The organism is Pseudomonas frederiksbergensis (assembly GCF_000802155.2).
In the GTDB taxonomy this organism is placed as follows: Bacteria; Pseudomonadota; Gammaproteobacteria; order Pseudomonadales; family Pseudomonadaceae; genus Aquipseudomonas; species Aquipseudomonas frederiksbergensis_A.
This window is the reverse complement of the sequence record NZ_JQGJ02000001.1, coordinates 159,696-186,119: the sequence shown is the minus strand read 5'-3', so window position 1 is coordinate 186,119 and position 26,424 is coordinate 159,696. Positions and strand designations below refer to the sequence as shown.

Annotated in this window: 27 protein-coding genes; 13 read left to right on the top strand and 14 right to left on the bottom strand. The window is 59.8% G+C overall.

All coding sequences use genetic code 11. From position 1 onward, the window contains the following. The first annotated feature begins 4 nt into the window (after positions 1-4). Entirely contained in the window at positions 5-250 is a 246-nt protein-coding gene (locus tag JZ00_RS00820) for a cytochrome C oxidase subunit IV family protein (RefSeq protein WP_046508751.1), read from the top strand. Between the two features lie 126 nt (positions 251-376). Here JZ00_RS00820 and JZ00_RS00815 read toward each other — a convergent pair whose 3' ends face one another. Both JZ00_RS00815 and JZ00_RS00810 read right to left on the bottom strand, forming a co-directional pair. After that, positions 377-1,147, bottom strand: coding sequence for a hypothetical protein (locus JZ00_RS00815; RefSeq protein WP_039591162.1), 771 nt, complete (start codon positions 1,145-1,147; stop codon positions 377-379). A 28-nt stretch (positions 1,148-1,175) separates the two neighbouring features. Next, positions 1,176-3,221 (bottom strand): lipase family protein, encoded by a 2,046-nt coding sequence (locus tag JZ00_RS00810; protein WP_039591160.1) that lies wholly within the window; start codon positions 3,219-3,221, stop codon positions 1,176-1,178. Between the two features lie 296 nt (positions 3,222-3,517). On the opposite strand from JZ00_RS00810, the gene JZ00_RS00805 reads away from it, so the two are divergent. From JZ00_RS00805 to JZ00_RS00795, 3 genes are all read left to right on the top strand, one after another. Beyond that, a complete protein-coding gene (locus JZ00_RS00805) occupies positions 3,518-3,958 on the top strand; it encodes a c-type cytochrome (RefSeq protein WP_003202495.1) in 441 nt (146 codons plus the stop codon). A gap of 3 nt (positions 3,959-3,961) precedes the next feature. Further along, positions 3,962-5,389 (top strand): cbb3-type cytochrome c oxidase subunit I, encoded by a 1,428-nt coding sequence (locus tag JZ00_RS00800; protein ID WP_039591157.1) that lies wholly within the window; start codon positions 3,962-3,964, stop codon positions 5,387-5,389. A 75-nt stretch (positions 5,390-5,464) separates the two neighbouring features. Continuing rightward, on the top strand, positions 5,465-7,303 hold the full coding sequence (locus JZ00_RS00795) for a nitric oxide reductase activation protein NorD (RefSeq protein ID WP_039591155.1): 1,839 nt from the start codon (positions 5,465-5,467) through the stop codon (positions 7,301-7,303). 4 nt (positions 7,304-7,307) lie between these two features. On the opposite strand, the gene JZ00_RS00790 is transcribed toward JZ00_RS00795, so the two are convergent. Both JZ00_RS00790 and JZ00_RS00785 read right to left on the bottom strand, forming a co-directional pair. Then, positions 7,308-7,508: a hypothetical protein gene (locus JZ00_RS00790; protein WP_039591154.1), complete on the bottom strand. Its 201-nt coding sequence runs from the start codon at positions 7,506-7,508 to the stop codon at positions 7,308-7,310. After that, positions 7,505-8,188 (bottom strand): Crp/Fnr family transcriptional regulator, encoded by a 684-nt coding sequence (locus tag JZ00_RS00785; RefSeq protein WP_039591151.1) that lies wholly within the window; start codon positions 8,186-8,188, stop codon positions 7,505-7,507. The genes JZ00_RS00790 and JZ00_RS00785 overlap by 4 nt, the downstream gene beginning before the upstream one ends. Positions 8,189-8,755: 567 nt before the next feature. On the opposite strand from JZ00_RS00785, the gene JZ00_RS00780 reads away from it, so the two are divergent. Continuing rightward, a complete protein-coding gene (locus JZ00_RS00780; protein ID WP_039591149.1) occupies positions 8,756-9,946 on the top strand; it encodes an NnrS family protein in 1,191 nt (396 codons plus the stop codon). Between the two features lie 25 nt (positions 9,947-9,971). Then, a complete protein-coding gene (locus JZ00_RS00775; RefSeq protein ID WP_080942520.1) occupies positions 9,972-10,409 on the top strand; it encodes a hypothetical protein in 438 nt (145 codons plus the stop codon). Between the two features lie 66 nt (positions 10,410-10,475). Here the strand turns inward: JZ00_RS00775 and ytfE are convergent, their stop codons facing one another. Continuing rightward, on the bottom strand, positions 10,476-11,150 hold the full coding sequence (gene ytfE / locus JZ00_RS00770) for an iron-sulfur cluster repair protein YtfE (protein WP_039591148.1): 675 nt from the start codon (positions 11,148-11,150) through the stop codon (positions 10,476-10,478). Positions 11,151-11,311: 161 nt separating this feature from the next. Between ytfE and norR the strand changes: the two genes are divergently transcribed. The 7 genes from norR to ubiT all read left to right on the top strand — a co-directional run bounded on the left by norR (position 11,312) and on the right by ubiT (position 17,897). Then, the gene (gene norR, locus JZ00_RS00765; RefSeq protein WP_039591146.1) at positions 11,312-12,832 is read left to right on the top strand and encodes a nitric oxide reductase transcriptional regulator NorR; all 1,521 of its coding nucleotides are present in this window, start codon (positions 11,312-11,314) and stop codon (positions 12,830-12,832) included. 101 nt (positions 12,833-12,933) lie between these two features. After that, positions 12,934-13,581, top strand: a complete 648-nt coding sequence (gene pdxH, locus JZ00_RS00760) for a pyridoxamine 5'-phosphate oxidase (RefSeq protein WP_039591144.1) — start codon at positions 12,934-12,936, stop codon at positions 13,579-13,581. 90 nt (positions 13,582-13,671) lie between these two features. Next, complete coding sequence (moaB, locus tag JZ00_RS00755; RefSeq protein ID WP_039591142.1) at positions 13,672-14,226, top strand: molybdenum cofactor biosynthesis protein B; 555 nt, start codon at positions 13,672-13,674, stop codon at positions 14,224-14,226. Beyond that, on the top strand, positions 14,223-15,455 hold the full coding sequence (locus tag JZ00_RS00750; RefSeq protein ID WP_039591140.1) for a molybdopterin molybdotransferase MoeA: 1,233 nt from the start codon (positions 14,223-14,225) through the stop codon (positions 15,453-15,455). The genes moaB and JZ00_RS00750 overlap by 4 nt, the downstream gene beginning before the upstream one ends. Positions 15,456-15,536: 81 nt before the next feature. Further along, positions 15,537-16,532: a ubiquinone anaerobic biosynthesis protein UbiU gene (ubiU, locus tag JZ00_RS00745; RefSeq protein WP_039591138.1), complete on the top strand. Its 996-nt coding sequence runs from the start codon at positions 15,537-15,539 to the stop codon at positions 16,530-16,532. A 10-nt stretch (positions 16,533-16,542) separates the two neighbouring features. Continuing rightward, the gene (locus JZ00_RS00740; protein ID WP_039591136.1) at positions 16,543-17,433 is read left to right on the top strand and encodes a U32 family peptidase; all 891 of its coding nucleotides are present in this window, start codon (positions 16,543-16,545) and stop codon (positions 17,431-17,433) included. Continuing rightward, the gene (gene ubiT / locus JZ00_RS00735; RefSeq protein WP_039591135.1) at positions 17,427-17,897 is read left to right on the top strand and encodes a ubiquinone anaerobic biosynthesis accessory factor UbiT; all 471 of its coding nucleotides are present in this window, start codon (positions 17,427-17,429) and stop codon (positions 17,895-17,897) included. The genes JZ00_RS00740 and ubiT overlap by 7 nt, the downstream gene beginning before the upstream one ends. A 24-nt stretch (positions 17,898-17,921) precedes the next feature. On the opposite strand, the gene JZ00_RS00730 is transcribed toward ubiT, so the two are convergent. From JZ00_RS00730 to JZ00_RS00690, 9 genes are all read right to left on the bottom strand, one after another. After that, complete coding sequence (locus JZ00_RS00730; protein ID WP_039591134.1) at positions 17,922-19,091, bottom strand: spermidine synthase; 1,170 nt, start codon at positions 19,089-19,091, stop codon at positions 17,922-17,924. A 48-nt stretch (positions 19,092-19,139) separates the two neighbouring features. Then, positions 19,140-20,444, bottom strand: a complete 1,305-nt coding sequence (locus tag JZ00_RS00725) for an MFS transporter (RefSeq protein ID WP_039591132.1) — start codon at positions 20,442-20,444, stop codon at positions 19,140-19,142. 36 nt (positions 20,445-20,480) lie between these two features. Next, the gene (gene moeB, locus JZ00_RS00720) at positions 20,481-21,617 is read right to left on the bottom strand and encodes a molybdopterin-synthase adenylyltransferase MoeB (RefSeq protein ID WP_039591129.1); all 1,137 of its coding nucleotides are present in this window, start codon (positions 21,615-21,617) and stop codon (positions 20,481-20,483) included. Between the two features lies 1 nt (position 21,618). Further along, positions 21,619-21,891, bottom strand: a complete 273-nt coding sequence (locus tag JZ00_RS00715; RefSeq protein WP_039591127.1) for a MoaD/ThiS family protein — start codon at positions 21,889-21,891, stop codon at positions 21,619-21,621. 3 nt (positions 21,892-21,894) lie between these two features. Then, positions 21,895-22,665 (bottom strand): hypothetical protein, encoded by a 771-nt coding sequence (locus JZ00_RS00710; protein WP_152668385.1) that lies wholly within the window; start codon positions 22,663-22,665, stop codon positions 21,895-21,897. Beyond that, the gene (locus tag JZ00_RS00705; RefSeq protein ID WP_052742274.1) at positions 22,640-23,341 is read right to left on the bottom strand and encodes a TfuA-like protein; all 702 of its coding nucleotides are present in this window, start codon (positions 23,339-23,341) and stop codon (positions 22,640-22,642) included. Before JZ00_RS00705 ends, JZ00_RS00710 begins: the two co-directional genes overlap by 26 nt. Beyond that, a complete protein-coding gene (locus JZ00_RS00700) occupies positions 23,322-24,539 on the bottom strand; it encodes a YcaO-like family protein (RefSeq protein WP_039591125.1) in 1,218 nt (405 codons plus the stop codon). Before JZ00_RS00700 ends, JZ00_RS00705 begins: the two co-directional genes overlap by 20 nt. A 720-nt stretch (positions 24,540-25,259) precedes the next feature. Then, the gene (locus JZ00_RS00695; protein ID WP_039591124.1) at positions 25,260-25,646 is read right to left on the bottom strand and encodes a putative zinc-binding protein; all 387 of its coding nucleotides are present in this window, start codon (positions 25,644-25,646) and stop codon (positions 25,260-25,262) included. Between the two features lie 85 nt (positions 25,647-25,731). Beyond that, positions 25,732-26,409: a Crp/Fnr family transcriptional regulator gene (locus tag JZ00_RS00690; protein ID WP_039591123.1), complete on the bottom strand. Its 678-nt coding sequence runs from the start codon at positions 26,407-26,409 to the stop codon at positions 25,732-25,734. Positions 26,410-26,424 lie beyond the last annotated feature (15 nt).

The following is a 26,424-nucleotide window of genomic DNA, read 5'->3' as shown; positions in this document are numbered from 1 at the left end:
ACCCGTGTCGACGTCCCGTATCCTGATCGTCTGCTGGACAATGCTGGCCGTGTTAAGTACCGCCACCGTTGCCTTGGCCCAGGTCGCTGCCAACGGGCTGGTGGCAATCGCCATCCTGGCAGTTGCCGTGACCAAGGCCTGGTTGATCGCCGACGGCTTCATGGAATTGCGCCATGCCCCGCGGTTGTGGCGGCGGTTGGTGTTGAGCTGGGCGGTGGTGCTGGCGGTGGGGGTTTCTTTTGGGGTTTGAGTCCCTGCGTAAACCCCCGTAGCGAGGGAGCGGGCCCCTCGCTACGAATGTGACACTGGACGAATGGGGGGACGTGGCCAATTAGGGGAGTGGTTGGTCTGGAATACGGACGTAGGGACCGATCTCTTATTTGTTCTCCGCAGCCAGGCGAATGGCTTGGAGTTTTGTGAAATCAGGCTTGGCCCTTCCATCAGCCACTGTACTGCCATCAGGATAAGTAAAGGTGGTGTGATTACCTTTCCTCTTAATGTTGGGTCCGGCTGAATAGACTACATAGCTGGAGTGCAGGATGGGCTCAAAGTGCACTGCCTGTGCTTGTACCGCTCGATAGCTTAGATAGATATTTCCTTCGCCAGCTAAGCTGACAGTTTTCTTATATGGTCCTAAAAATTCTTCATCAATCCATGGGTAGTAGTCTTTTTTAATAATCAAATCTCCTTTGACGTTGAAGTCAGCCCCACCGCGTGGCGAGTTGTTGCGGTCAAAAATCACTACAACACCCCCTCCGGCACGATAAGTTACGTTTTCGCCAAAGGGAGTCGGCGTGGCATAAGCGACGCCGAAGGTCACATTGCTCAAGCGCCATTGGCACGCGCCGCCACCGTCCATAGGCAGCTCGGCTCGATAGAGGTCACTCTGTCCTTGACGCACTGGCCATATATCCGTTCGCTGATACTCGTCACGTTGGTAGGGTTTGCCCATTGCAGTGTGGTCGGTGAAGGTACAGATGGTGGAGCGGTAAACGACCTGCATGACTTCATTTGTCAGCTCCTTGGGCAGATTTACCGTTACCGTCACTTTTTCGCTGTCCGCAGGTGGCGCCAGGCCGTAGTCCTTGGCGCAACCGCTGAGACTGATGAGCATTGCCACTATGACGATGGGTATTTTCTTGATCATGATCCACTCCTTGCTCGTGTCGACGGACTCAGCCCCAGGTCTTCGTAAAGTAGGTATTCGGGTCGGCCACGGCGTCAAAGCGCTGTAACGCCTCGATACCGCCCTCGACCCCCCGTGTGGTGCCCAAGGCCTGGGTCAGCAAACCCTGCAAACCCAGGAAGACCCGGTTACGGTCCCGTTCGTGTTCGTGGATGCGGCTGTAATGCTCGTGCATCTGCTGCTCGAAGCGTTGTCGCTCAAGCTGCTCCTTCATCAAGGGCTCCCGCTCGGGGTTGATCGACTCCAGCAGATGGTTATGCAGGTAGGGTTGATACTCGCTCATGAAATGGTTGCCGAGGCCACTCAGTCGGCCCTTCTTGGGGTTGCCGTGGGGCGGGAAATAACGGGCCCGATCACCCGGTCGCAGCGTGCCGATCAGGCCTTCTTGCGCCTGCTTGGCCTGTTGGTCGTCCTCAGGGCTCAGGCTGGGTACGAGGTAGAACTTGGCCTTTTCCTGCAGGGGACGAGCGATGGTGGTGTAGTAAGGCGCGCCGAGCCCATCCTTGTTGCGATAGGCCGGGTATTGCGAGCCACGTTCCTGCACGTGCTGCTCGGCCCTGAAGAACATGGCGATTTCGCCGTGGTGACAAAACGGATCGCCATGCTTGAACACCGTGCTGGCCGTTAGCTGAAGCAACGACCAGGTAAATCCCAGGGTGGTGCCCAACGGGCCGTACAAGTCGTACAGGTAATTATCCAGCGCCGCTTCTGGTGGCGCGCTGGGAATGGTGTCGGTGTCGTTGACGTGCCGGAAGTGTTGCAACTCGCCTAGGCCCTGCACAGCCTTGAGGGTGAAGGTGCGCGGCATGCCGTAGGTGTATAGCAATGGGTTGCGCGTTTGCAGTGAGGCGGCGTGAATCAGCCCTAAGGCACCACCAAGACTATGGCCGCAAATAAACAATTCTTTATCACGAGCTTCAACATAAATCGTCTCGCCTAAATCCTTGGCATAAATCCTTCTTGCAACCTCATAAGCATCCCGAAAGCCCAAATGCACGCTGCCCTCCGGCGTCAGGTCTGCACAGGGCACCTTGGGTTCGCAGTTGGCCGCAACTTCTGGCTGGATCGGTCGAAAGGTCACGTCTGTCGCCAGGTCGGTAAAGGGGTAGGCCATCTCTGTGCCGCGCCAGGCCACCAGCACCTGGGTTGCACTGATGGCGTAGAAAAGCTGCGTATCTCCTTCCGGGGGAAGCGCCTGACGGGTGTCCAACGGTTTGGCTATCGTATAGCGCTCATCAAAAGGCACATCACTGACCAGGCAAGGCCAATTCTGACCCCCGTCCCATATCCTCGGTGTACGTGACAGGTCCAGGCATTGCTGGTCGAAAAATTCCTTGACGGAGCCTCGGTCCTGCTCCGGCCATGTGCTGTACGACAAGATGCTCATCAGCCCCAGGTTGTAGGCATTGGCGAGGCTGTAATCCGGCTGGTGATGCAGCACCAGCAACCAGGCCCGGAACGGACAAACCTCCAGCACATGACGGCGGTCCAGTTGTTCATCGTCGACCGTAAAACCACTGAACGTCCGGTCCGGGAAATGAAACGCTGGCGGCTGGCTGGGGTCGGTCAACGGCGGGGACAGCTCGGGCAGCCGATCGCACAACTGCCCCATACGCAGGTAGTGGTAGCCATGCCCGGCCTCAATGGCCTGTCGTTCGATTGGAGAAAAACCCGAACGCTGCGGGCTGTACAGCGGGGTACGGTCGCCAATTACAGGCCTGGGGGGCTCAGGCCGTTCGGCGCGCAAACGACGGGTTTGCAATTGCCCGGCCAGTGAGTTGGCCTCCAGCAGCAAGGTGATGGCCAGCGGGTGCAAACCCTCGATACGGATCACCCCATCGGCATCGCTGACGCCGGCGTATTCGGGAACATAGGCCGTGCGCGTGGCCTCGTTCTGCGCACGGAAGGGCATGTTCGCCAAGGGTTCACCGTGTTCGTCCAGTAACTGGAATTCGATCCAGTGCTGTTTCTGTTTGCCCACGGTAATGACTTTGAATGGATTAAGCGTATCCGTACGGTGCCGGGTGTCGTTCATTGATCGTTCCTTGATGGTTTCCTTCACTGCGAATGGGCGCCTTGCCCAACGGATGCAGTCATTTCCGAAGCGAGCCTGCCCCACCTCAACGACTTACTCCACCAACGCCGACCCGCTGTTACAACTTTGGGAAATTTCCGAAGGAGCCATCACTCCAGGCGGTAGGCCCGGAACCCTCCAAGCCGAATCCCGCCCGCAACAACCCACCAAAACCATCGGAGATTCTTGATCGCCATCAAGCGGTTCCGAACCCCTCGCTTTCTAGAATGGGCACGCCAAGCAATGAGGAAGTGACCATGTCAGATACCTTCACCAAAGGCATGGCCAGGAATATTTACTTCGGGGGAAGCATCTTCTTTTTCCTGATATTCCTGGCCCTGACCTACCACACGGAACAGACCTTTCCCGAGCGCAGTAACCAGGCGCAATTGACGGAATCGGTGATACGCGGCAAGGGCGTCTGGGAGCGCAACAATTGCATCGGCTGCCACACGCTGCTGGGCGAGGGTGCGTACTTCGCGCCGGAGCTGGGCAACGTGGTCAATCGACGCGGTGGCGATGAAGCCTTCAAGCCGTTTCTCCAGGCGTGGATGAAGATGCAACCGCTGAACGTCCCGGGCCGTCGTGCCATGCCGCAGTTCAACCTGAGCGAGCAGGAGGTCGACGACATCGCCGAGTTCCTCAAGTGGAGCTCGAAAATCAACACCAACGGCTGGCCGCCAAACAAGGAGGGCTGAGAGATGAGCATGGCTAATCCGCATCTGAAATTCGCCTCGCAGGCCGTCGCCAAACCTTATTTCGTGTTTGCCCTGATGCTGTTCCTCGGGCAGGTGCTGTTCGGTTTGATCATGGGCTTGCAATACGTGGTCGGTGATTTCCTGTTCCCGCTGATCCCTTTCAACGTGGCCCGCATGGTCCACACCAACCTGCTGATCGTCTGGCTGCTGTTCGGCTTCATGGGCGCGGCTTACTACCTGATACCGGAAGAGGCCGATCGCGAGCTGCACAGTCCGAAACTGGCCCTGTTGCTGTTCTGGGTGTTCGCCGCCGCCGGTGTGGCGACGATCCTGGGCTACCTCGCGGTGCCTTATGCGACGCTGGCGAAGTTCACCGGCAACGACCTGCTGCCGACCATGGGGCGGGAGTTCCTGGAGCAGCCGACGATCACCAAGATGGGCATCGTCGTGGTGTGCCTGGGCTTTCTCTATAACATCGGCATGACGATGCTCAAGGGGCGCAAGACCACGGTCAGCATGGTGATGATGACCGGGTTGATCGGCCTGGCGGTGTTCTTTCTCTTCTCCTTCTACAACCCGGAAAACCTTGCCCGCGACAAGTACTACTGGTGGTGGGTGGTGCATCTTTGGGTGGAAGGCGTGTGGGAATTGATCATGGGTTCGATGCTCGCCTTCGTCCTGATCAAGATCACCGGCGTGGACCGGGAAGTGGTGGAGAAATGGCTGTACGTGATCATTGCCATGGCGCTGATCACCGGCATCATCGGCACCGGCCACCACTTCTTCTGGATCGGCGCGCCAGAGGTCTGGTTGTGGGTCGGCTCGATCTTCTCGGCGATGGAACCGCTGCCGTTCCTGGCGATGGTGGTGTTCGCCTTCAGCATGGTGAAAAACCGTCGTCGGCAGCACCCGAACCGCGCAGCAACGTTGTGGGCCAAGGGCACCACGGTCACCGCGTTCTTTGGTGCTGGTGTCTGGGGTTTCCTTCACACCCTGGCCCCGGTCAACTACTACACCCACGGTTCGCAACTGACCGCGGCCCACGGGCACCTTGCCTTCTACGGCGCCTACGCGATGATCGTGATGACGCTGATCAGCTACGCCATGCCACGCCTGCGCGGCTTGGGTGAAGCGGCGGACGAACGCTCGCAGCGCCTGGAGATCTGGGGCTTCTGGTTGATGACCCTGTCGATGGTGATGATCACCTTGTTCCTCACCGCGGCCGGTGTCGTGCAGGTGTGGCTGCAACGCTGGATGGAAGATGGCAGTGCCTTGCCGTTCATGGCGACCATGGATCATTTGAAGCCGCTGTTCTGGGCAAGATTGGTCAGCGGTGTCGGGTTCCTGGCCGGGTTGCTCTGCTACCTGCTGAGCTTCCGTCAACGCGGCCGTGCTGCGCTGCGGGCACCGGCGGCGGTGGTGCCTTCTTGAATCACCACAACGACTAAGCCGGACCCATTTGTGGCGAGGGGATAAATCCCCTCGCCACATCAAGAGGAAAAAACCATGGCATTCACCCTGGAGCTGGAAGAATGGGTCGGCAGTGTCTGGCACCGTTTCATCACTCGACGGGCCAGTGCGGACTTTCCCGAGGCACGGGTCGAGCTGACTCCAAGGCAACGCTCTCTGCAGGTGCTGTTTCGCGCCACCGGTGGTGCCCGGCACCTGGGCGTCGAGGCGGTCAGCGACCGTGATCTTTTGCTGCGGCGCAACCTGTTGCAGCAGATCGCCGGCACCTGCAAGCAAGTGCCGCTGGCCTGGTGCGATGGCGACAACCTGCGGTTGCCGGCGAGCGTGGCGGCGTTTCCGGATGTCGAGCTCAACCAGGAGTTGTATCGCTGGCTGGCGTTGCTGGCCGCGCAGTCGGGGCCGATGACGCATTGGGGGCGGGACAACCAGCGCTGGACTTTGGCCGTGCTCGAACGCTACCCGGCGCTGCGACTTCGTTATCGGCGGTTGGTGGAGGCGCACCTGTCCTTGCGCCCCGATCCTGAATCACTGAATCCGGCCGAAGCCGCCCTGGAGCGCGCGTTATGCCAAGCTTTGCGCGAACCGGGCAGTGTCGAGCGTTTTCCCCGCAGCGAACGAGCGGCCTGGCCGTTGCCGTTGTGGCTCTATCCGGCCCAACATCTGGCCAATCCGCAAGCCGCCGACCTCGAAGAGTCCGAGCAATACCTGGCGACACCGCCTGGTGAGCAGCAGGGCGGACGCAAGCGCGCCGAGCGCATCGACGACACCACTCGCGACGGTGGCCTGCTGATCGTGCGCCTGGAGAACCTGTTCAGCTGGACCGAACACGTCGACCTGGATCGCTGGTCGGACGACAGCGAAGACCCGGACGCCGCGCGCGTCGCTGAAGATCTCGATCAACTGACCCTTTCCCGCACGCGCCTGCGCAAGGGCGGTGGCTTGAAGCTGCACCTGGATTTGCCGCCGGCGGATGTCGATGACATTCCTCTGGGCGAAGGCGTCTTGCTACCCGAATGGGACTATCGCAAGCAGCGCCTTCAGGACGATTTCGTCAGTGTGCAGACGTTTATTCCCCGCGACTGTGAACCCCAGCCGCTGCCCTCGCGACTACGAGGCCCGGCCCAGCGGCTGCGTCGCCAGTTCGAACACCTGCGCAACGATCGCCAATGGTTGCGCCAGCAGACCCAGGGCTGCGAACTGGATTTGCAGGCGTGGCTGGATTTCCATGTCGAGCGCCAGCACGGTCAATGCAGCGAACGTGGGCTGTTCATGGACCAGCGCCAGACTCGCCGCGACCTGGCCTGCCTGCTGCTGGCCGATCTATCGATGTCCACCGACGCCCACCTCAACGACGAGCACCGGGTCATCGATGTGATCCGCGACAGCCTGTTGCTGTTCGGTGAGACCTTGTCGGTGCTGGGGGATGATTTCGCCTTGTACGGATTTTCCTCCCTGCGCCGGCAGAACGTGCGCATGCATGAAGTCAAGGCGTTCAACCAGCGCTACGACGACCAGACCCGGGGCCGGATCCAGGGTCTCAAGCCGGGCTACTACACGCGCATGGGTGCGGCGATCCGCCAGGCTACCCAGCGCATGGCGGGGTGCAAGCGACGGCGCAAATTGTTGCTGTTGATAAGTGACGGCAAGCCTAATGACCTGGACCTTTACGAGGGGCGCTATGGTGTCGAGGACACCCGCCAGGCGGTGTTGGAGGCCCGGCGCCAGGGGCTGACGCCGTTCTGCATCACCATCGACCGGGAAGCGGGGGATTACCTGCCGTACATGTTTGGCGCAAACGGCTACACGTTGATTCGCCAGCCCGAGCAACTGCCGTTGCGGTTGCCGCAGCTGTATCGGCAGTTGACTCAGGATTGAGAAGTCAGGCGATGCTGCGCGGAAGCCAGAAGAACATGACGATGCAGAAGATCGTCAAGCCGACGCAGAACCAGGTGAAGCGTCGCAGCCGGCGTTCACCGGCGAGTGCCGCCTCCGCCGGCAAGAGCATGCCGCAGCGGCGACACTCGCTTGCAGCGACGGCGTTGACCTGTTGGCAGTACAGGCAAACGGGCTGCGCACTCATTCGAACTGCTCCAGGCGCGGGCGGTCGAGAATGGCAATCTGGCGACCGTCCTGGGTGATGATCTTTTCATCGATCAGGCGGCGGATGATCCGCGAGAAAGTTTCGGGTTGGATCGACAGATGCCCCGCGATCAACTGCTTGGCCATCGGCAACTCGAACTGGCTGTCGACGGTTTGCAGGCGTACCAGTTGCGTCAGCAAGTAGCGCACCACGCGGTGGGTGGCGTTCTTCAGCGACAGGGTTTCGATCTCGTTGACCCGCTGATGCAGGCGCACGCAGAGCTTGCCGAGCAGGGCGAAAGTCAGTCGGCTGTTACTCTGCAAAAGGCGCATGTACGTGGCGTTGGATAGCCGATATACCTGGGTTGGGCCGACGGCTTCGGCGGACGCGACGTAGTTGGGTGTGTCCATCAGCATCATGGCTTCGGCGAAGGTCTGGCGCTCGCCGATCACTTCGAAGACTTTCTCCTGGCCGTCCGGGGTCAACCGGTAGATTTTCACCGCCCCGGATATCACGAAGTAGAACGCCTGCGCCGGTTCGCCCTGGCGGAACAGCGGATCGCCCCTGTCGATGTTCAGCAATTGGCTGTGGCTCATCAACTCATCGAGTTGTTCTTCGTTCAGGGGCTCGAACAGGTGATGGCTGCGCAGAATCTGGTGATGGACGCGGTGGAGCACCATGGCATGGAATCCTTGTAATGGCGAAAAAGGTGATCGGGGTCAGACCAGGCTCAGGGACAGGCCGCTGGCAAGCGCCAGGATGCCGGTGAGCACAACGAACCAGGTGAGCGGCAGGACGACGGATTTCATGGGTGACCCCGGAAGTGGAATGTGATGCCGTGCTTGAGCAAGAGCCGGGCCATGCCTGGAGACGTTGAAAGGCGGGGTGTTGGGGCTGGGGAGGGTAGAAATGACCCTGGTGTTTCAGGGTAAAAACAACCATGCAAGGGTTATGGATACCCTATTGTTTTGTCTTTTATGGGCGCGGGCCTGCTCGCGAATGGGTTTTGACAAGCAATGGCGATGTCGAGCCCGCCGGCCTCTTCGCGAGCAGGCTCGCTTCCACAGGGGGTCTTGCACAGGGAACTGGTCGGGTTCGGCAAGCCCCTTGCAAGTACCCGGCCGAGGCATGAGTTGCCGAAGCGTCGGCTTGATCTGAGACAAGGCCGGCTTGCGTCGTTAGCTCATCATTCGAGCCGTGATTTGTCGCACCTCGCAGGCGTTCCTGCGGGGGCAAAGGAGTGGTGTATGCAAGTGCTTGACCGTCGCAAGGCCATGGCCATCCCGCCGTTGTGGCGCCTGGCGTTCCGACCGTTTTTCCTAGGCGGCTGCCTGCTCGCGCTGCTGGTGGTGCCGCTGTGGCTGGCGGTGTTCAGCGGACGGTTGTCCGGCTGGCAGCCGGCTGGAGGCTGGCTGGCCTGGCATCGTCATGAATTGTTGTTCGGTTTCGGCCTGGCGATCATCGCCGGGTTTCTGCTCACGGCGGTACAGACCTGGACGGGTAGCCCGGGCGTCAGTGGCAAGCGACTGGCAGCGCTGGCGTTGGTGTGGCTGGGGGCGCGACTGGCCTGGCTGATCGGCGCACCACTGCCATTGCTGGCGTTCCTGGAGCTGGCTTTCGCCTTGGGCGTCGCCGCATTGATGGGCGTGACGTTGTGGCGTGTGCGGCAGAAACGCAATTACCCGATCGTGCTGGTCTTGCTGCTGTTGGCTGCCGCCGACGGTTTGTCCGTGTATGGCCTGCTCCAGGACAACGAGGGCCTGCAACGGCAAAGCGTGCTCACCGGCCTCTGGCTGGTGGCGGCGATGATGGGATTGATCGGCGGGCGCGTGATTCCGTTCTTCACCCAGCGCGGCCTCGGTCGCGTGGAAGGCGTGGCGCCGTGGCCGTGGCTCGATCGCTTGTTGCTGGCAGGATCGGCGCTGGTGGCGCTGTTGTACGCCTTCGGTCCGGCGCTGGCGCCCAGCCTCTGGGTTGGCCTGTTGTTCGCCGCGTTGGCGGTGGGGCACGGGATTCGACTGGTGCGTTGGCATGACCGAGGATTATGGCGAGTGCCGCTGCTGTGGTCGTTGCACTTGGCCTATGCTTGGCTGGCGGTGGCTTGCCTGGGCATGGCGCTGTGGCACATCGGCGTGCCGGTGAACCCGAGCCTGGCGGTGCACAGCCTGACCATCGGCGCCATGGCCGGGTTGATCCTGGCGATGATCGCCCGCGTCAGCCTGGGCCATACCGGGCGCGCGCTCGACCCACCGGCGGGGATGACCCTGGCGTTCATCCTGTTGAACCTGGCGTGCCTGAGCCGCGTGCTGTTGGTGCTGCTGTTACCGCTGACCGGGCTCTGGCTGGCGGGCGTGTGCTGGACGCTGGCGTTCGGTCTGTACGCCTGGCGCTATGGGCCGATGCTGCTCAAGGCCCGGGTGGATGGACATCCGGGATGAGTCGGCTGGACGGAGGGCGTCGATAGTGTATGGGGTCTTGTTGGTCACGCACCTGCTGGCGGCAATCGCCTTCATCGGCACGTTGTTCTTCGAAGTGTTCATCTGGCATGCCGCTCGCCAGCCTTTGTCGCAGGCCGTCAGGGACGGGGCGGACCAGGCGATTGCCAAGCGCTCGCGGCACGTACTTCACGGCGTGGTGCTGGTGCTTTATGGCGCCGGCATGGCCCTGGCCTGGCAACATCGCGGCGCGTTGAGCCAGCCGCTGGGCAACAGCTTCGGCCTGTTGCTGAGCTTGAAGATTTTGCTGGCCCTGAGCATCGTCGGGCATTACGTCTGGCTGGCGTACTGGCTCAAGGGCGGCCGCTTGACTCCAAGCCGGGCCTGCTGGCTGCGGCGCAGCATCCTTGGGCATATGGTGATGATCGTGGTGTTGGCGAAGGCGATGTTCTATTGGCAGTTTTGAGCTGGGGAGGACAACACTGAACCCCTGTAGGAGCGAGCAAGCGCTCCCACGGGGGAGTATTTGAAGTTAACGGGCCGCCTTCATCGCATTGACGAACAACACATTGTTTTCCAGGTGAATGTGCTGCATCAGGTCGTCCCGCAGCTCCACCAGCCCGCGATACAGGGCGCGCCAAGTGTTGCAGGCGTCGGAGGGCGGGGTGATCTGGTCGGTCAGGGCGAGCATGGTTTCCAGCGCTTCGCCGTGCTGGTCATGTTCGTAGCGAAGCACCTGGATCGGCGCCGAGGCACGTTCGCCCAGGCCCTGTTGCAGCATTGGGAACAGCACTTGTTCTTCCTTGAGCATGTGGCCTTCGAGTTCCTGGTACATGTCCTGCAGATGATCGGCCAGGCCGTTGGGGCAACTGGCGCGTGCGCCATGGACCGTTTCGACCCGACGGGCCAGGCGGATCAGTTCCGGCAGCTGTTCGCGATGGCGGGCGTGGTAGCGCTCCAGGATGTGGGCAATCAAGGTCGCCTGGGGCTCGTCGCGCCAGTCATGGCCCAGCTCCCCGGCGGCTTGCAAGGTGCTGAGGGCATCGGCGATCAGCAGCGGGTTCAGGCCTTTGCCCAGCGCCGCTTCGCGCAAGGACTTTTGTCCGCCGCAACAGAAATCGAGGTTGTAATGATGGAAGGTCCGGGTGGCACCGGGAATGTCGCAGGCCAGTTGGCCGAGGCTTTGTTCAAGCAGGTCGAGGCTCATCATGTTTCCTTGGGTTGAATCCCGGGAGGGACAGATGACCGCTCACTTTGCAGTCGGCATGCCAGATTCAAGTCATTGAAAACAAAGCACTAAATTTATGCCAGGGTGATTGTCACCCTGGTTGCGAAGGGTCAAACGAACCCTGGAGGGTCACCACTACCATGCTGCGTGAAAGCCTGGCCGCCGACCTGATCGTCGAGCTGCCCAATGCGGTGCGATTGCAGCGCCTGGTGCAGACCCTGCGCGAATACTTCAACAGTGGCGCCGTCGGCTTGCTGCGCCTGGACGATGACAGCCTCAGGCCCGTGGCGACCGTGGGCCTGGTCCACGAGGCGCTGGGCCGGCGCTTCGTGATTGCCCAGCACCCGCGCCTGGCGGCGATCATGGCCTCGCGCGAACCGACCTGGTTCGAGCCGGACAGCCGCTTGCCGGATCCGTATGACGGCTTGCTCGATCACCACGTCGGCGAGCCGCTGCCGGTGCATGACTGCATGGGCGTGAGCCTGTACGTGGAAGGCCGGCTCTGGGGCGCGATCACCCTGGATGCCTTGCACGCCGGTACCTTCGACGGCCGCGCCCGGGAGGAACTCAAGCGTTGCACGTTGCAGATCGAGGCGGCGGTGCGGGTCACGCGATTGGAGCAGGAGAATCGCAGCCTGCGGGCGTCACGCAGTGACCCGGCGGACCTGCGCCTGCCGACCGAGGAGGGCGAAATCATCGGGCGCAGCGAGGGTTTGCAGCAATTGCTCAATGAGCTGGATGTCTTGGCTGATTCGGAACTGCCGGTGCTGTTGCTGGGCGAGACTGGGGTGGGCAAGGAGTTGTTCGCTCGGCGGCTGCATCGGTTGTCCCGGCGTAGTCACAAGCCCTTGGTGCAGGTCAACTGCGCGGCGTTGCCCGAGTCCCTCGCCGAAAGCGAGTTGTTCGGCCACGTCAAAGGCGCGTTCTCTGGCGCGACGACTGACCGCGCCGGACGCTTCGACGCGGCCAATGGCGGCACGTTGTTTCTCGATGAAGTGGGCGAGCTACCGCTGAGCGTGCAGGCCAAATTGTTGCGCACCCTGCAGAACGGTGAGATCCAGCGGCTGGGAGCGGACAAGCCGCTGCACGTCGATGTGCGGATCATCGCGGCGACCAACCGACACTTGCCCGACAGCATCCGCGACGGGCTGTTTCGCGCCGACCTGTACCACCGGCTGTCGGTCTACCCGGTGCCGATCCCGCCGCTGCGCGAACGCGGCCACGATGTCTTGATGCTCGCCGGGCATTTCCTCGAACTCAACCGCACGCGATTGGGCTTGCGTGGCTTGCGCCTGTCTCCGGCCGCCGAACAGGCGCTGTTGGCGTACCACTGGCCGGGCAACGTGCGGGAGCTGGAGCACGTCATCAGTCGCGCGGCGTTGAAAGAGCTGAGCCGTGGTGCCAGTCGCGGGGTGATCATGACCCTCGAACCGCAGGTGTTGGATCTGGATGTCAGCACCAACGCAGCCGCCATCGACACGCCGGCGCAAAGCATTGATGCGCCGCTGCGGCCCCTGAGCGTCACGGTGGATGAATGCCAGCGCCAGGCGATCCTCAGGGCCTTGGAACGCTGCGGGCAGAATTGGGCAGGGGCGGCGCGGTTGTTGGAGATTGATCCGAGCAATTTGCATAAATTGGCGCGGCGGTTGGGGCTCAAGTAGGGCCGTCTCCCATTCACCACGATAACCAGCATTGATAACGATCAAGGCCTCCCATCCCAGGCGACTCCACACTGGCCCAAACCCAAGTGGAGATCACCGTCATGCCCCTTTCCCTGGCCAACATGCGCCGCCAATACACTCGCGACGGGCTGGACGAAGCCCATCTGCCAGATGATCCCCTGGCGCTGTTCGGCGTTTGGATGCAACAGGCCCGCGAGACCGAAAGCCCACCAGTGGAAGCCAATGCCATGGCCTTGGCGACGGTGGACGAGCAGGGGCGGCCTCATTGCCGGGTGCTGCTGCTCAAGGGCTTCAGCGCGGACGGTTTTTCGTTCTTCGGTAACTACGAGAGCGGCAAGGGGCACGACCTGGCGCTCAATCCCTGGGCGGCGATGACGTTCTTCTGGCCTGCGCTGGAACGCCAGGTGCGCATCGAAGGGCAGGTCCACAAGCTCGATCCAGCATTGTCCGATGCCTATTTTCATTCCCGTTCCGTCGCCAGTCGTCTAGGCGCCTGGGCTTCCCCGCAGAGCCGTCCGCTGGCTGATCGAGCGGCGCTGGAGGCCTTGTTGGCGGGCACCGAACAACGTTTTGCCGAGCAACCGGTGCCACGTCCCGAGCACTGGGGCGGTTATTGCCTGCGCCCAGGACGGCTTGAGTTCTGGCAGGGCCGCGCGGATCGTCTGCATGACCGTATGGATTTCCGGCTGCACGAGGGCGTTTGGCAGCGCAGCCGCCTCGCGCCCTGAGCACCCGAGGGAGGTACCTCCATGGAGGAATAGGCCCGGCACTGATTGCGGTTCAGGCTGGGCCATCTTTTCTGACAGGACGGCTGACCAATGGCCCATCTGACCCAACGCGATTTCCAACCGCTGAACATCGCGGTCCTCACCATCAGCGATACGCGCACTTTTGAAACCGACTCCTCGGGCCAGACCTTGGCCGATCTACTGCAAACCGCCGGTCATGTGCTGATCGATCGTGCCCTGGTGAAGGACGACATCTACCAGATCCGCGCGCATGTCTCGCAGTGGATCGCCGACCCCAAGGTGCAGGTGGTGTTGATGACCGGTGGCACCGGTTTCACCGCGCGCGACAACACGCCCCAAGCGGTAGCGCCGCTGCTCGACAAGCAAGTCGATGGCTTCGGCGAATTATTCCGCCAGGTGTCGTTGGCGGAAATTGGCATGTCCACCCTGCAATCCCGTGCACTGGCCGGTATGAGCAACGGCGTGCTGCTCGTTTGCTTGCCGGGTTCGCCGGGCGCTTGCCGCACCGGCTGGGAACAGATCCTCGTCGGGCAACTGGACAGCCGCACCGGGCCGTGCAATTTCACCCCGCACCTCAAGCCCCAGGACGGCATCGTTCCGACTGCCTGTGAGGCACGTCCATGAGCGGTGTTTGCGACAGCGGCGCGTTGACGCCGGTAGACGAGGCGATCCGGCATCTGCTGGACCAGGCGCCGCCGCCTCCACCGGTGCAACGGGTGGCCCTGGACCAAGCCCTGGCGCGAGTGTTGGCGATGGATGTCCTGTGTCCGATGAACCTGCCGGCCTGGGACAACAGCGCGATGGACGGCTACGCCTTGCGGGCCGAAGACCTGCCGATGGAGGGCGGCTGCCTGGCGCTGGCCGGGCGCATCGCCGCGGGTGACGGGCCGGGCGAGCCCCTGCCGGCGGGGCGGGCCGTGCGCATCTTTACCGGCGCGCCTTTGCCTCCGGGTGCTGACACGGTCGTGCCGCAGGAAAGCTGTCGGGTCGAGGGCGAGCGGGTCTGGTTGCCGTCGGTCAACCGTGGCGACCACGTGCGCAAGGAAGGCGAGGAGCTGCGCAGGGGTGATCGCTTGCTCGGTGCCGGCACGCGGCTGCGGGCGCAGGAGCTGGGGTTGCTGGCCGGTGCCGGGATCGACCAGGTGGAAGTATTTCGTCGGTTGCAGGTGGGGTTGCTCAGCAGCGGCGATGAACTGCGCGAACCGGGCGAGCCGTTGGCGCCGGGGCAGATCTACAACAGCAACCGCCACAGCCTCGCCGCGTTATTGCGTGGCTGGGGCCTGGAGGTCCACGACTTTGGCGTCATGCCCGACCAGCTATTGGCCAGTCGACAGGCGTTGCGCCTGGCCGCGGCCGAATGCGATGTACTGATCACCTCGGGCGGTGTCTCGGTAGGTGAAGAGGATCACCTCAAGCACGCCATCGAAACCATGGGCAGCATTGATCTGTGGCGGCTTGCGATCCAGCCTGGCAAGCCGCTGGCGTTCGGCGACGTGGAAGGCAAACCGTGGATCGGCCTGCCGGGCAACCCCTCGGCGGCGCTGATTACCGCGTTGATCGTCGTGCGGCCATTCCTGTTCCGCGCCCAAGGCATGCACGACGTACTGCCTGCGCCGCTACAGGTGCCCGCCGGATTCGACTGGTTGAAGCGCAACCGCCGCCGGCAATACCTGCGGGCCCGATTGGTCTCGGGCATTGATGGGCAGTTGTGCGTCGAACTGCACCCGCAGCAAAGCTCGGCGATGCTGACGGCTGCCTGCTGGGCCGATGGCCTCGCGGTGGTCGAGCGTGACGCCCAGGTGCACAAGCACGACCGAGTGATGTATCTGCCGTTCGCGAGCCTGATGCATTGACGGCAATTGACTGCCGTCAAGGTCGCCGCCGGTTGGCTGGCTAGACTGGCGGCGCCCTTAGTTTTCCCACGAGGATGCCCCATGCAACTGGTTTGCCCGGCAGGGAATCTGCCAGCCCTCAAAGCGGCGGTGCGCCAAGGCGCTGATGCCGTCTATGTCGGCTTTCGCGATGACACCAATGCCCGGCACTTCGCCGGACTGAACATGGATGACAAGCAGTTCGATGCCGCGGTTGCGCATATCCGCCAGCATCAACGCAAACTTTACGTAGCGGTCAATACCTACCCGCAACCCAAGGGCTGGGAACGCTGGCAGCGGGCTGTGGATCGCGCCGCCGATTTTGGCGTGGATGCGCTGATCGCCGCCGACCCAGGCGTGCTCGGCTACGCGAGCCAGCGCCATCCTCGATTAGCGCTGCACCTTTCGGTACAGGGCTCGGCGACCCACGCCGCGGCGCTGGCGTTCTACGCCCAGCGCTATGACATTCGTCGCGCCGTACTGCCGCGGGTGTTGTCCTTGGCCCAGGTCAGGCAGGTGGCGGCGGGCAGCCCGGTGCCGATCGAAGTCTTCGGCTTCGGCAGCCTGTGCATCATGGCTGAGGGCCGTTGTCATTTATCTTCCTACATCACCGGCGAATCGCCGAACCTCTGCGGCGTCTGCTCCCCAGCCAAGGCGGTGCGCTGGATCGAAGACGCCCAAGGCTTGAGCGCACGCTTGAGCGAAGTGCTGATCGACCGCTACACGCCCGATGAACCGGCCGGCTATCCAACCTTGTGCAAAGGTCGCTTCCTGGTGGGCGGCAAGCGCTTCCATGCGCTGGAAGAACCGACCAGCCTCGACACCCTCGACCTGTTGCCGGAACTGGCGGCCATCGGCGTCGAAGCGGTGAAGATTGAAGGCCGCCAGCGCAGCCCGGCCTACGTCGAGCAAGTGACGCGGGTGTGGCGCGCCGCGCTGGATGCCCACCACACCGCGCCGCAACGCTTCCGAGTAAGGGAAGAATGGCGCCAGGTCCTGGCCGGTCTGTCTGAAGGCAGCCAGACCACCTTGGGCGCCTACCATCGATCATGGCAATGAGGGAGACCTGATGAAACTCAGCCTGGGACCGGTCCTGTTCTATTGGGACAAAGTGCAACTGGCAAATTTCTATGTCGAGATGTCGGTCTTGCCACTGGACGTGATTTACCTGGGGGAAACCGTCTGTTCGAAACGCCGGGCGTTTTCCCTGGATCAATGGCTGGGCCTGGGGCGCGAGCTGCAAGCCTGCAGTCAGGCGCAGATTGTGTTGTCGAGCCTGACGCTGATCGAAGCGGCGTCGGAGCTGTCCTCGCTGCGCCGTCTGTGTGACAACGGCGAGTTGCTGGTGGAGGCCAACGACATGGGCGCTGTGCAGTTCATGGCCGAACGCAAATTGCCTTTTGTGGGCGGTCCGGCGCTGAACCTGTACAACGGCCACGCCCTGGGGCAACTGCTCGACAGCGGCATGATTCGTTGGGTGCCGCCGGTGGAATGCTCGGCGGCACTGATTGCCGATGTGCTGGAACAAGTGCGGGACATGGACCGCGATCTGCCCGAAGTGGAGATCTTCGCCTATGGTCATCTGCCCTTGGCTTACTCGGCGCGCTGTTTCACCGCCCGGGCTGAAAACCGGCCCAAGGACGACTGCCAATTCTGTTGCATCAACTACCCCGATGGCCTGGCGTTGAGCAGTCAGGAAGGCCAACAGCTGTTCACCCTCAACGGCATCCAGACGATGTCCGGCGAGGTCACGAACCTGCTGGCCGATTACCCCGCGCTGGCCGCCTGCGGCGCCGACATGCTGCGCCTGAGCCCGCGCGCCCAAGGCATGGCCGAGGTGGTCACGGCTTTCGACAAGGTTCGCCAGGGCGAAGCACCGCCGTTGTTCGTGGAAGGGTGCAATGGTTACTGGCACGGCCATGCCGGCATGTTGAAGGTAGAGGAGGCGGGCCTGTGTTGAGTCCGAAGAAGTGGGTGCTCAAAGGTGCCGATCGCTTGCTGCCGCTGGTGGGCAAGGTGCCGTTCGTGGTGCAGCGATTGGCGTTGCAGCAGGCGCTCAACCGCTGCCTGGCCGAGCCGCTGCGCGACGGTGGTTTCGAGGTGCTGCGTGGGCGCTGGTTGTGCCTGCGGGTGCCTGACCTGAAGCTGTGCTGGTACCTGACCTTGGCGCGGGATGGATTGCGCATCGCCGAATGGGCCGAGGCCCAGGTGAGTATCAGCGGCAACTGGCGTGAGTTTCTTTTGCTGGCCAGCCGTCAGGAGGATCCGGACACGCTGTTCTTTCGGCGGCGGTTGGTCATCGAGGGGGACACCGAGTTGGGGCTGGCGTTGAAGAACTTGATCGACAGTCTTGATCCGGAGGTGTTGCCGCCGTGGCTTTGGCGCAATCTGGAAAGGGCGGGGAAGGGGTTGGCGGCGGTCTGAGAGGTTGAGTTGCTGTGGTAATCGTCAGATCAAGTCTGAGTCTCTACGCCCAAGGGAAGTGCTCGTTGACAATCGGACTAGCGCTCGTCGAAAACCTTCCACTTTGGACACGTCTCCCCGGGTTCTATGGGTAATGACGCCATAGGCGTAAGGGAATAAACCCTCCAGCCAGTCTCGCGGGTGAATCTCGACGCTGTTCTCCAGTGTCGCGACAACCCAGTCGGGGAGCCATGACATATCGCGGTCCGAGAAATTGACCTCGCCTGCGATCAGCAACGCCAGCGTGGTACGCAGCGACGATTTTTCTTTCAATAATCTCTCTTGCAGCGCTTGGCAAGCGTCGGGGGCGTCCAGTAACACACGAAGATCGTTGGGCTTGCTCAGCTTCAGCGAGGCCGGAAGTAGCGCAGACAACGCGGGTAATGAGTCCATCCAGCGTTTTTGCACCTCCAGATCAATCCCTACGAAGTCCAGCGCTGGGGGCACAAGCGGCGCGTGACGGATAACCGTGGGCGTCAGGTAACGCAGGCGAAGGCTCATGATGTCCATAAAGAGCCGGTCACTGGCGCATAAAAATTCCACGGCAGGTGCGGTGCCCATTACGGTTGATGGCGGTGGGCCGATAATGAACGTCGCATTGCGTCGATGGGGCAGGTGATGAATGTCGCCCCAGCTGTCGTTCAGGCAGTGGGCGAGCCAAGCCTGGGGCGTAGGGCCGTTGAACGGGTCCAGATTCATGGGAACGCCAAAACCGTTGAACACCACGTGACCGAGGGGATTGAGGCGGCTCTTCAATAGTTGGTGGAATCCGTGATCAAACACGATCGGGGCATACGCGCTCTCGGTGTAGAGGTCGACAATAATGACGTCGTACCGGTCGGGAGTGACGACCAGGAAGTGCGCGGCATCGGCGACCACGCTGTCGAAGTCGACATGCGCTGCAAGTCGGTTCCGGTTGTCGAGGCTGCGTACGAGGGCCGTCTCGTCCAAATCAACGGCCAACAGGCTCGCAACTCTGGTGCTGGCTGCGATCGGCGCCAACGCCACACCGTCCGATAGCCCCAGCATCAGAACCGAGACTCGATCCTTGGACGGATCCCCCAGAAAACCGGTACAGCCCATGTCGTCATAATATTGGCCGCAGAAGATCGATTCATGTCGAGCAGATTCAGGTCGATCCTTGAAGTCCGGCATGGTTAAAGGCAACTCCGTTTGTAAGAGACTGGGGTAGGGCGAGGCACGTCAGTGCGCAAACGCTTTAGGGTATTTGTCCAGATAGGCATCATTGAGCTGCGTATCCTGGGAACGCATGAAAGTTTTGAAGTCAGGTACCAGAAAGACCAGCAGAGACAACAGCAGCACCATGACGCCCAGCAGCGTGATTGTCAGTGCAACCCCCAGATTGGCGATCAGGGTGTTCATCGCGAAACTGCCCAAGGGGCTGGCCGCCGCAGACAGAAATGAAACTGTGGCAAAAATCCGATTGCGATGCAGCTTTGGCGTTGCCAGCAACCTCACAGCGGAGGTGGGGATGTTAATCAACATCAGCCCAACGCCGCCGCAGAAAAAGGCTGCGGGCACGATGAACGACGATGAAACGGTCCCGACCACCACTAGGTTGCACCCCAGTAATGCGAAACCAGCGGACACGCACATGTCACGGGGGACCCGGTCGGATAACCAGCCGATGATCTTGTAACTGCCCGCCAGAATGCCCAGCCCGAAACACGAATCCAGAAGACCGATGTAAGTGACCGGGTACTGGATGACGTCCTTTACATACAGTGGAATCAGGATGGTGAAGAACGGAAACAGGGCAAAGTTGATCAGCATTGCGATGATGGCCAGGTAAAATTCAACTTTCACTCCATAAACCACTTTGAAGCCGGAATAGATCATGCTGAAGCCGCTGGCACCCGGGGCTTTTTCGCCTTGGCCAGTGGCACCGATGGGGCTCGGGATGGTCGCGATCAACGCCACGGCGATGAGAATCGCAAAAAAATCGGCGGCAAAGGCGAACGTGATACCGAACCCGTAAATCAACCCGCTGGCCAATACCGGGCCCAGCAGAATGGAAAAGGACGACATCACGCTTTTGGTCCGAAAGGCCAGGGAGACTTTATCGTCGTCTGCAAACAAAGGAATGATCGACGCCTGGAGAGGGTCGCGTACGCCGACAATCGCACTGCTGATCATCATCAGCGCGCCAACCGTCCAGGGGTTGAACGACCCCGTGGCGGACAGCACCACCATCAACAGCGCTGCTAGCAGGCTGATCCATGAGGCCAGCTTGATGATCAGGATTTTGTTGTATTTGTCCCCCAGCCATCCCAGCAGGGGTTTGGCTAACACCTCCGCCGCGATGGAACAGGCAATCATGTTGGCGAAATAGAGCGCGGAGCCTGTTTCCTGCAAGGCCCACCAGGCCACTGCCAGTTGATTGCACCGCCCGCCCAAAACCATCAACAAAAAGCTGAATTGCACTTTCAGAAGACGCCGGTCGATGCCGGGAAAGCCCCACGTAATGCCTGAAAAATTTGCATTCATTGACGTACCTTTGATCCGGATAAGGTGGCTGCGCAATCAGGGGTGTTCAAAAAAAGAAGAGGTACGTTCATTAGGGTAAATCTCCAGATACCGCTCGATGCCACCCTCAAGGCTATAGAGTTCTGCTTCCTGACTGATGGTACGAATTGCCAGAAGGGCCGCCTTGCTCCTGATGCCGGATTTGCAATAGAAAACGATACGGCGGGCGGTATCGAGTTCATCCTGGCGCTTGATGATGTCTTTGAGCGGAATCGGTCTGCCGCCTAGCGAACCTTGCTGCTGCTCGCTGACATCGCGCACATCAACCAATTGAAATGGGGCTTGTGTCGCTATCCAGTCATGCAGGGTGTCGGGTGATAGCCAGTCGCTATCGCGCCACGCAGGCGTGGTTGTAGCGCCAAGCGTTCTCGCAGGGGGGCGGTCCCGTGTTTTTTTGTTGATGTTCAATAGGTGGAAGGTGTTGTCCAGGCAGTCGATAGACAACAATTGCCCGCTTAATGGCTCCCCGGCACGGAGGATGAGCTTGAGTACCTCATTGGCCTGAAAGCAACCGAGCAAGCCAGGTATAACGCCAAGAACACCCGCTTCCGAGCAATTTTGCGTCAAGTGCGGTGGCGGCGGTGTTTCGAACAGATCCCGGAAGCACGGCCCCCGTTGTTGGGTGTGCTGATTGTAATAATTGAATACCGACACCTGCCCCTCGAATTGACTGATCGACGCATAGACCATCGGTTTCTCACACTCGATACAGGCGTCACTGATGAGGTATTTAGCGCCGAAGTTATCAGTAGCGTCGACGATGATGTCGTATTCGGCTAGCAGCGACAGGACGTTGTCCGAGTTCAGCGTCGTGGCAGCGGTGTGGACGACGATGTTGGGGTTCAACTGGTTGATGCGACGTTTGGCTGCCGAGACTTTCAGGTCGCCTACATCGGCATTCGCATAGAGAATTTGTCGATGCAGATTGCTCACGTCGACAATATCGTTATCAACGATGCCGATCGTCCCGACGCCCGCACCTGCCAAGTATAGAAGTATCGGGCAGCCCAGCCCCCCGGCGCCGACCACCAGCACTTTACTGTCTTTGAGACGTTGCTGCCCCTGAGCGCCGACCTCGCTGAGGATGATTTGGCGGGCGTAACGGGAGGTATCCGTTTTGAGGTTGCAATGCATGTCAGCCACCTGCCACTGCGTTGATCAGGATCAATTGCGCATTGCTGTCCAGGGGGCAATGACGGTCATGCTCGTTGGTCACGGGCATGCCGTCGACGAACAACCCCACGAACGGCAGCGGGTACAGATCCTCAGAGAAGACCGGGCCAATCAGATCGGGAAATCGTGCGGTTAGATTGTTCAGCACATCGCTGACACACAAGCCTTCAGTAACGTGTGTTTTATGCTGTTCGGTGTAGTGCATGAACTGCCGGGGAAAGTGTACGACGGCCATGGGTCATCCTTGAAAGGTGTCAGTTGTCAGGTCGCTGGAAAACGCATCCAGCTTGGAGGTGATCAGTTTTCCGATTTCGGACAGTTCGGCCGAGGCCTGGAGAGTGGCCAGACTTTTGAGAAAGTACTGATGCAAGTAGTCGAGTCGTTCGGGACGAGCTCGCACGGAACCGCTGATCAGCAACCGCTGGTGGTAGTTCACGGCGCTGACCGCAAACAGGCAAGCCAGCAAGACACCCCTAGGGTTCTTGCCTCCGGTTCCTGATGGCAGTATGTAGTCGTTTGAGCTGTCCTTGAGCTGGAAGTCGTAAATCTCAGCGATCAAACTGGACCAGATATGGGACAGTTCGTGAACCAGTAACTCTTCAAGGTCCGTCATGCTGGTAAACGCGGCTTCGCCCAGAAACATTTGTTGAGGCAACACAGGGTTGGTTAGGCTGACTTGTTGAGTCAGCAACTTATGTATATTAATCGGCAGGTCCAATAATCTGGTCCATTCCGGCAGCAAGGCTTTGAGGTTACTCTTCGCTTCAGCCAACATGATCTGCTCGGCGTTACCGAGCGCTTTATAGGGTGGAAACACGGGCGCACCTTCGACGTGCCGAGCATACAGGGCGGTGGCGAAGTCTGGTTGCAAATAGGTGGTTAAAGGTAACTCGCCTCCTTCGATATTTCTACGTACAACGGCGACGAGTGTTAAAAGTTTTGTGCTATTGAACAAGGAGTGCACAAAGGGCAAGCCGTTTATTTCACACAGTATCTCTGATGGCGACATTCTGTTTCACCGTCCTCGTCCATGGTTGTAGTTTGAGAAATTCGATCAAGTCCAGGCTCTTTATTCGGTAGGCAGAAAAATTGGCCAGGGCGTTGTCTATTTGTTTCGTCGCGACAGGGAGTGCCAGCAAAGCTTCTTTCAAACAATTTAGTGTTCGATGTCCGTACCACATGTTTTTCAGGTAGTGAAGTATGTGTTGCTCTTGAGCCGGCGTAATGATCCGTTCAGTCGTCCACTGTCCTAAAAACTGCCTGATATGAATAAGTGGTTCGCTGAGTGAAAGAAAGGGTTCCTGTGTTTGATGTATCAGGGTCACTTCGTCGTCGGACATGTCCGGATCGCTAGCGAATTGTCGATACACTTCACCAAAGCCTGTCATTCCCAGCGTATCCATTTCACAGGCGCGAATGGCCCCCATGGACGATAATCCCCAAATGCGCCAACCCGCACCCAGAGCGTCAAGTATCTCGGCATGGCCGACGGCAGGGTGAGCATGGAACACGCCATCGACAATGGCGATGTTCGAAGGGGGCGATTGCGCCACCAGGCGTTCGATATCGCCACGCTTGACAGGCGGGCGCACCATCAAGCCACCACCGCGCAGTAATTGACTGTCTATCGCTTGCAGGGAGGGGCCCGCAAAAAGCGTGCATGCCTCAAGCGCTTTGTTTGACATACGTAAGTAACCTCGGGCCGACCCTTTTCAAACCGGGTTCAAAGGTTTCAAGCCCCGGAATAATGATCCTGATCACAGTGATGTCGTCCGTCGCTTTACTGAGCAAAACCCTTAGCACGGTACTGAGCCCGACACTTTGCAACCGCTCAATGAGCAACTCCCAGGCCGATTCGATCGTGGGGATCGCGGCTTCCTGGCAGTCGATGGAGGAGTAATCGATCATCTGGTTCCGAGAGGTGGCCACGGTACGCAAGCGTGAGATGGCCTGAAGCTCGACCGAACGGCCCTTCTTCTCGAAGTATTTGACGCGCTCAATGATGTCGTCCCGGCCCCCGTGGATGTGGCTTAAACGGCTTTGGGCCGCCTCGCAGATAGCCCGGATCAAGGCGACATCCTTGATGGGATGTAACCCTGAACCGGTGGCCACAGAGATGGGCGCGTGGGAGGACTCTTCCATGATAAAAGCCTGGAAGTAGGCCAGGCCAAAACAGTTCTCGGTGTAACGAACCGACAGGCTCAATCCCGCGTCATTGATTTTATTGATCAGAGAGTCGGTTTCTGCGCTGTAGCGGTCCAGATTGACGAGGCAGGAGCGGTCATGTAGATGATTAAAGGCTTGAACATCGCGCTCCATGAGTTCGCAAACAGCGTGTACCGAGGCTTCCACCAAGTCATTGCCTGAAGCCAAGCCACTGGAGCTTTCCCCGAAGAGTTGTTGCCCGGGGTTTTCAGGATAGGGAATGAACACCAATTCGGCGGGTGCAAGCACCTTTTGCTTGTGCAATACATCCTCAACTTCGATGGCCATGATGAGCGAGTCGGCATCGGCAGAGAAGCCATACAACATGCAGAACTGATTGAAAGCTATTCGTCCTTCGTGGCTTTCAATGAGTTGCCTCGGCGTGGTCTTTAACAGCTTCAGTTGCGCCGTGTTGTATTGCGCAAGGCTGAACTCGATGGCTTCCATGTACGCGCCTATCTTCGCTTCTGCTGATCTGAGGCCTTTGCCAGCATTTACGCACAGCGAACCCTTCAATGCATCGGGTCGTATACTGGCGAATACCGGAATTCCAATACGGTCCAGCCAGGTTGTGTCGGTTACTCGGGTAATGCCCAAGCGCGGCGCTATATCGTTGACGATGATTTTTAATGTTTCTTCGGCACTGCGGCGACGGAGGCTCGAACTAAGCCTTTGCATAATTGGTCACCTTTGACTGATGAAAGGTATAAGCAAGTATCATGTTCGACACAATAGAAAGCGGGAGGGAATTATATCCCTCCCGTTTTTTCAGGCTGCGATTCTAACGTCGTCAGCCAGAGCCAGCGTCAATACGTTGTTGTTCGACTGATGTGCCACAAAGCCGGCGTGCATCAGGCTTTCATCGTTCAGAATAACGGAAAATTTTTCTCCGCGGTTTCTGCGTCCAGTTCAAGCTCGAAGGTTGCTTCGTTAACTAGAGAGTCCATTTTATTTATCCTGTCGGTAATATTGTGTTGAGGGAATTTAGTTGCGCAACACCAATGAGATTTGCAGCTATCTGAGATTGTGCCAGCTAAAACTAATTTCAGGATGTTGCGACCTTGTGTTGTCGCGAAGGGGGTGCGAATTTTCTGAAATGTTAATCGTGCCGATTGTGGGAATTGGCTTACAGGTTATTAGGAAAGGTATGTTGCTGTCTTAGGATGGGTCTTAGGAGTTTACTGTAAGTAATTTCCGAGATCTTTTAGTTTCTTGGCCCGTTGTCTCAGACAAGACTAGATTTGCGGTATCGGTTGAGCTGATTTAATAAATTGAATAAAAGCAACTGCGTTCCAACTGACATGCCGCGGCTACAGGTTTTAGGACCGCTTTGCGGTCCAGCGGGAGCAAGCTCCCTCGCCACCGGTTAGGTGTTCGTCACTAAAGCTGTTCGCCTTCTCAAGCCGTCTCGGTGGCTTCGATCATCCGGCCTTCAAGCAACCGCTTGATCTCCTCAAACAACTCGTCACTCTGCTCCTCGGTGCAATCCTCGCCGTTGCGTTTGCGCAAACCATGGTGGCTGAAGATCAGATGCACATCGGCGTGCAGGTCGTGCTGGTTCAGGCAGCTTTCGACGCATTGCAGCGGGCAGCCATCCAGCGCCAGGATTCGCCGTCCCGAGCGCGCTTTTTTGACCAGCGCAGCCACATGTCCGCCGACCCCGACGATGCAGGACATCTCGGCCAGGCCGCTGCGATCCAGGCGCAGGGCCAGGGTATTGGCCAACTGCGCGACATTAGAGCAGCCGGAGCAGGAGTAGACCAAGGGAAGGCTTAAATCGGACATGAGGGTTCTCCTCTGATAGACGCTGCCAGTGTGCGAGGCCGGCGGTAGTACGCCTTGACCATGATCAAATCTGAGACTGGCTCGGTTACTGCTGGTAAGCAGCAAGCTCTTCTTCAGCTAGGATGCGAATGTTGCGCCGCTCCATGGCAATCAACCCCCCATCCACCAACCGATGCAGAATCCGCGAAAACGTCTCCGGCTGGATCCCCAGCTTCGAAGCCACTAGCCGCTTGGACACCTGCAACACCACCTGACCATCCCGCGGATCGCGCTCCTGCAACAGAAAATTGATCACCCGCCGACTGGCACTGGCCAAGGTCAGGTTGTCGATGTCCTTGAGTCGCTGGTGCAGATGAATGCTCATGCTCGCCAGGATCGCCAGGCAGACCTTGGGCTGGTCCTCCAGCGCCTTGAGATAATGCGTCCCCTCGATACTCACCAGCACGCTGTCCTTGATCGCCGACGCGCTGACCGGGTAGCAACGGGCCTGGCTGAACAGCAACGCTTCGGCGAAGGTCTGCCCGGGCTGGATGATTTCCACCAGGTTTTCCTGGCCCTCGCCGGTGACCCGGAAGAGCTTGATCTGGCCACTGACCAGCACGAAAAATCGCTTGGCCGGATCGCCCTGGTGCATGAGCGTGCTGTTGCATTCCAGGCGTTTGAGGACAGCCAGGCTACAGACATCTTCAAAGACCCGCTCAGGCAGTTGGCTGAACAGGTGATGACGACGCAACAGTAAAACGATGGAAGGGTGGGTCAGCATGGCGTACCTCCGCGT